Origin of the sequence: Xenorhabdus sp. IM139775, assembly GCF_028598745.1 — a bacterium.
Classification (GTDB): domain Bacteria; phylum Pseudomonadota; class Gammaproteobacteria; order Enterobacterales; family Enterobacteriaceae; genus Xenorhabdus.
In genome coordinates this window covers 1-5,620 of the sequence record NZ_JAQRFK010000112.1, presented here as the reverse complement: position 1 = coordinate 5,620, position 5,620 = coordinate 1, and the positions used below count along the sequence as shown (strand labels likewise).

At 40.2% G+C, this 5,620-nt stretch carries 5 protein-coding genes and 2 pseudogenes; 3 read left to right on the top strand and 4 right to left on the bottom strand.

Annotated elements, in window-relative coordinates; genetic code table 11:
- On the top strand, positions 1 to 473 hold a 473-nt coding region (locus PSI17_RS15645), incomplete at its 5' end, for a transposase (RefSeq protein WP_273552855.1).
- Positions 474 to 514: 41 nt separating this feature from the next.
- Here PSI17_RS15645 and PSI17_RS15640 read toward each other — a convergent pair.
- Positions 515 to 976: pseudogene (locus PSI17_RS15640) on the bottom strand (response regulator); the annotation flags it as partial.
- Between the two features lie 592 nt (positions 977 to 1,568).
- Here PSI17_RS15640 and PSI17_RS15635 point away from each other — a divergent pair.
- A complete protein-coding gene (locus tag PSI17_RS15635) occupies positions 1,569 to 2,117 on the top strand; it encodes a cysteine hydrolase family protein (protein ID WP_273552854.1) in 549 nt (182 codons plus the stop codon).
- A gap of 91 nt (positions 2,118 to 2,208) precedes the next feature.
- On the opposite strand, the gene speD is transcribed toward PSI17_RS15635, so the two are convergent.
- From speD to PSI17_RS15620, 3 genes are all read right to left on the bottom strand, one after another.
- Positions 2,209 to 3,015 (bottom strand): adenosylmethionine decarboxylase, encoded by an 807-nt coding sequence (gene speD, locus PSI17_RS15630; RefSeq protein ID WP_273552853.1) that lies wholly within the window; start codon positions 3,013 to 3,015, stop codon positions 2,209 to 2,211.
- A gap of 28 nt (positions 3,016 to 3,043) precedes the next feature.
- Positions 3,044 to 3,907 carry a polyamine aminopropyltransferase gene (gene speE, locus PSI17_RS15625; RefSeq protein WP_273552852.1) on the bottom strand — a complete coding sequence of 288 codons (864 nt, stop codon included), beginning with the start codon at positions 3,905 to 3,907 and terminating at the stop codon, positions 3,044 to 3,046.
- Between the two features lie 118 nt (positions 3,908 to 4,025).
- The gene (locus PSI17_RS15620; RefSeq protein WP_273552851.1) at positions 4,026 to 4,373 is read right to left on the bottom strand and encodes a YacC family pilotin-like protein; all 348 of its coding nucleotides are present in this window, start codon (positions 4,371 to 4,373) and stop codon (positions 4,026 to 4,028) included.
- Between the two features lie 474 nt (positions 4,374 to 4,847).
- Between PSI17_RS15620 and PSI17_RS15615 the strand changes: the two are divergent.
- Positions 4,848 to 5,183, top strand: a pseudogene (locus tag PSI17_RS15615) (Arm DNA-binding domain-containing protein); the annotation flags it as partial.
- Positions 5,184 to 5,620: the final 437 nt, after the last annotated feature.

Below are 5,620 nucleotides of genomic sequence, written 5' to 3'. Positions count from 1 at the left end.
CCGAGGTTCAGTTGTGTATCATTCACCAAATCCGCAACTCGCTCAAGTACGTGGCCTCAAAGCACCACAAGGCTTTCATGGCTGACCTGAAGCCATTCTATCGGGCGGTTTCAAAAGAGGCGGCAGAAAGTGCACTGGACGAGTTGGACATGAAATGGGGCCAACACTATCCGGTCGTCATCCAGAGCTGGCGTCGTAAATGGGTTAATCTGTCGGCTTACTTCCGCTACCCGGCGGCTATCCGCAAGGTTATTTACACGACGAATGCTATCGAGTCGGTACACCGTCAGTTCAGAAAGCTGACGAAAACAAAAGGCGCGTTCCCAAATGAAAACAGCCTGCTCAAACTGCTTTATCTGGGGCTTCTCAATGCCCAGGAAAAGTGGACGATGCCAATCCAAAGCTGGAACCTGACGCTGTCTCAGCTGTGTATTTACTTTGAAGGGCGTCTGGATAATGTGATAACGTTATAACAGCTAAATTATCGTGACACAGAATACTGAACGCCCTCTAAAATTTCTTTTTCTCTTGGGGTCAGTGCTTGCAAGGCAGCAACTTCCTGAGGTTTTTGACGCAGGGCTTTTAGGGCATCAGCACAGAGGTAAATTTCGCCTTTATGGACAGCACGGACCGCCTGGATTAACTCTTCTGGCCCGCAACATTTTGTGAGATAACCTCGCGCCCCTGAATCCAGCGCACTTTGTACCAGTGCAGCCGTATCATAAATACTGAGCATAATTGTGCGAAAATTTGGGCAGGTGGGACGCAGCCGTGCCAGAAGCTGTAGGCCACTTTCGTTGGGCATGGAGATATCCATGATGACGATATCAATCGTTTTTCTGAGTAAATCCGGCCATGCTTCATTGGCACTACTGTATTGACCTACGATGTTAATATCATCTTCAAGTGTCAATAATTGGGCAAAGCCTGAACGGACAACAACATGGTCATCAATGAGGGCAATTTTTATCTTCATTTTTATTGTATGTTGTAGGGTGTTTTATAATAAATTCGTTTAGATATCATAATGTTCATAAAATAAATAAACTAAATTTGTTAGTTAGATAACAAATTTTATTTTTAGATTGCTAAACCCTATTGGTTTCAATTGGTTATTATTATTTGATTTCTGTTCCTATACCTCTATGCAGGTAACGAAAAATTTTAGTGCGACTACCGCGATGGTTTTTGTGCTGATAACTCAAGTCATTAACAAAAAACACTCAAATTATTTTCATTGTTTAAGCTATTATGTAAATCAATATGGTTTTTTTAATATGTTAAAGTAAATATTCATAATTATTAGTAAAGTCTTTTTTCAAAAACTACATATTATGAATATATAAAAGATATTGAAATAATTGATGAATTGAAATGTAAATTTAGGCGTTATATTCTATTCAGGTGTTTTTATAATGCTGATTTTCACTATAGCCTTTTCTCCTATAAAAATGGAATGTTCTTCTCTACATGGGAAAAACATTATTGCATTATCAAATACACTTTATTGTTTTTCTATTGTTATTTTTAGGAAAAACGACGTATAGAACACAAAGAAGGTCTTACAGATGAAAGCGCTTATCATAATTGACATGTTGAATGATTTTGTCACAGGTGTGCTCGCTAATGAAAAGCAGGCAACGGAAATTATCCCGGTAATCCAACGAGCGGTTAACTATGCCAGAAATCAACCGGATTGGTTAGTGGTGTATGCTAATGATGCACATTGTGCAGATGACCGAGAGATGAGCATTTGGGGAAAACACGCGATGGCGGGAACATGGGGAGCGGAGGTGGTTGATGCTCTGGCCCCTATTGGCGCCGAACGTGAAATTGTTTTTCCCAAACATTTTTATAGTGCCTTTGATGGAACCAATCTGGACGATGTTTTCAAGCAATACGGTGTCACAGACGTTGTTTTGACAGGGCAGCATACTAATTGCTGTGTCCGGCATACCGCCTATAGTGCATTTACCCGGGGTTATGATGTCACCGTGTTGTCTGATGCAGTCTGCGTTTTACCTGAGGTTGACCATAGTGAAGCGCTTGATTATTTAAAAACCGTTTATGGTGTTGAAATTACAACAAGTATCGAGTTAGGTGTGCCGCCAAAATAATAAATCATGCGATATTTGATGAATATGAAATTAATGACTGGCAGATTGATATTCTGCCAGTCAAATAGATCAGGCCGAATATAACGATTTATTAATAAGGTAACGATAGGTCAGGTAAATTTCGGCCGTAATAGATTTCTTGTATCTCTTTTTTAAGTAAACGGATGATTTCCTGCTTTTCCGTTTCATTTAATTCTTCGGCGGTGGAATTGAACAAATATTCATTCAGATCAAATGCTTTCAACATCATTTTGGTATGAAAGAGGTTTTCCTGAAAAATATTCACATCAATCATATGGTATTGAGATTGAATTTCTTCTGTCAGATAATTCTGGATGGAGCTAATTTCATGGTCAATATAAAGTTTTATCCCATTAATATCTCGAGTAAAACCACGAACACGATAATCCATTGTCACAATGTCAGATTCCAATTCATGGATCAGATAATTCAGAGCCTTAAGAGGAGAAATAACACCGCAGGTTGACACATCAATATCTGCCCTAAAGGTACATATACCGCCACCCGGGTGGCTTTCTGGATAGGTATGCACGCAGATATGGCTTTTGTCCAAATGGGCGACGACAGAATCAGGGAGCGGGCCAGAGTTTTCTGTATTATCCACCAGTTTGGGATCAATGGGTTCTTCACTCATCAGAATGGTAACGCTCGCACCTTGTGGGTTATAGTCTTGGCGAGCAATATTAAGAATGTTTGCACCAATGATTGAACAGGTTTCACTGAGTATTTCAGTTAGGCGGGTTGCATTATACTGTTCATCAATGTACGCGATATAACTGTCGCGATCGGCTTTCGTTTTTGCATAACAGATGTCATAGATACAGAAACTCAAGCTTTTTGTAAGATTATTAAAGCCGTGCAATTTCAGTTGACGCAATTTAATTCACCTCCCGGCTTATGGGGGATTATGGGTTTTCAGATAGTGCATTCAGTAAGTACTGCGGCAGTGCAAAACTTCCTGCATGTACGGCTGGCGTGTAGTAACGGCAGGTTATGGACGTATCTTTAAAGCGTTGTTGCAGTGTTGTCAGGGGCACCTGACGTAAAGCCGAATTCTGGCTTGCCCATGCAAACGTCATGATCCCACCGTAATAGGTTGGAATGGCGGCTTGATAAAAGCTGCTGTCAGCAAAATAGTGGCTCAACTTTTTATGGCTGTTGATGGCTTCATCTTGTTGAAGAAAACAGACACCGTTTTGGGCGATAAAAATACCCCCTTCATTCAGGCAACGGGCGCAGCCTGCATAAAATTCAGAGGTAAACAGGCTTTCACCCGGCCCGTCAGGATCGGTACAATCAGAAATGATGACATCAAATTTGTCAGATGTGGTTTTGACAAAATTAACCCCGTCGTCAATCACTAGCTTGAATCGGGGATCGTCATAGGCCCCTGCACTGTGATTTGGCAAATATTGGCGGCAGAATTCGACAACACCCGCATCAATCTCTACCATGGTGATACTGTCGAGATAATGATGGCGACACACTTCCCGTAGCATCCCACCGTCACCACCGCCAATGATCAACACCTTTTTGGCTTGGCCGTGGGCATATAGGGGGACATGAGCCATCATTTCATGGTAGATAAATTCATCGCGCTCTGTGGTTTGTACTACACCATCAAGTGCCATGATGCGGCCTAGTTCTGTATTTTCGAAAATGATGAGATCTTGATGCTGTGTTTTATCGTGATAAAGTACTGTTTCCACTGCGAAATACTGACCGAAATTGGGATGCAAAGTTTCATACCAAATTTCCTTTTGTGACATTTTCTGCTATTCCTCCATTGTGATATTCATAAACACCGAGTGCACACAATAGCCAATTATTTACATAATTGTCACTTAGTTTCAATATGAAATTAACTTTGAAAGTATGCAAAAAGAGCTACTTTACATAGGAGAGTAAACTGAGGGTGTTTCGTGCAAGGGAGCGGCATTTTACCTCATGAGGCAGATCGATTCCCTTTAAGTCGTTGTAACCTAATTGATTGAGTTCTTGCATTAACTGACCATTATAGTCACTGAGATCCCACTTGTTGCGCTGGGCAAAATAGATAACGGTGCGCTTAATTTGCAGATCTGGGATTTGGCTATAGCCACAATCATGCTTTAGATAGACATAGACGGCTGTCAGATCGGCGAGATCTTCCGCTTCATTTTCGGACAGCGCTTTGGCTGGTTGAGCAAAACTAAACAGCGCCAGAATGTATGTGAATAAGGTAATTTTTTGCATAATTTCCATTATACTGCTTTTCTACCATTTTACTTAAATTAACATATTAATATCTTTGTTCGCCAAACTTTATTTTCTTAATTTTGATAAAATTACGGTTTTTTCTGCCAGCTAAAAATTTAGTTGTGAGTTAACGAAAGGTTTGTTCTGGTGGCAGAGAATGATATTTTATGCGCTCGGTGAGCTTATGGTATTGAGCGGTAAGTAAATAGTCACATTCATTTTTGGGTTTGACTTGTGATTATTTAACACAAAATCAACTGGTTATATTGATGAAGAAACATATTGTAGAAGCATAAAACTTTGTGTTTTTCTGCTATCAGGTGCTTTCAATTTTATCCTTTTTTATCATTATATATCAAAAAGATAGACTCATTTTGTGTTTTGGTGTTAATGTCTATTTTTTGATTGTTACAGTGAACGGTGTATCACTCGGTGTATCACTCAGACAGAGACACTATGGTGAGGTAACTAATGACAGGGACCAACAAACTCAGTGACAAAAAACTAAAAGCATTGCTGGGCGTTAAAAGGGATTCTCCGGCTATGATTGCTGATGGTGAAGGATTGAGCATTAAGGCTTTCAAAAGTGGACAGTTAAGTTGGGTGTTTGTGTATCGCCTAGGTGGGCGTGGTAGTCGCTTGGAGCGCCTCACTTTAGGCCGTTACCCTGATATGTCACTAAAAGTGGCAAGAGAAAAACGTGAACAGTGCAGAAGGTGGCTGGCTGAAGGTTTTGATCCCAGGATGGAGTTGGAACTGAGCACAGAAGAAACTTTAAAACCTGTGACTGTCAAAGATGCTCTGGAATGACCCTGTATCTGAATTTGTGTAATTGCCTGTTTTTGGTATGTTTAATTTATCAACTAAAACACTTCAATTCGGTTTTTGTGCTTCTCCAGCACTACTTTTTGACCAGCCGGGCATGGTGGACACGCAAATTATCCAGTATCAAATAAACCTTACGCTCGACCTCTTTTATCAAGTGTTGAAAAAAGCGCGTTGCACAAATATCAACAACAGGTGTTTTTCCTCTGGGTGCAAAGCCCCGGCTATGCTGGCAGGTGTTTTTATTCCCGTTTCATCTCCCCACCAAATTTATATCTATCCATAATGTTGGGGATATAAAATGCATTTTGATACTTGAAATATATAGGATATTATGATTCCCAATTTTGCTAAATTTATTATCAATAAAAAGTTGGTATTTATTATTAGCATCTAACTATTGGTGGTATGGCCTAATA

Coding starts and splice junctions, on each gene's coding strand:
- PSI17_RS15635 (WP_273552854.1), top strand. CDS start 1,569: ATGAAAGCGCTTATCATAATTGACATGTTGAATGATTTTGTCACAGGT.
- speE (WP_273552852.1), bottom strand. CDS start 3,907: ATGTCACAAAAGGAAATTTGGTATGAAACTTTGCATCCCAATTTCGGT.
- PSI17_RS15620 (WP_273552851.1), bottom strand. CDS start 4,373: ATGCAAAAAATTACCTTATTCACATACATTCTGGCGCTGTTTAGTTTT.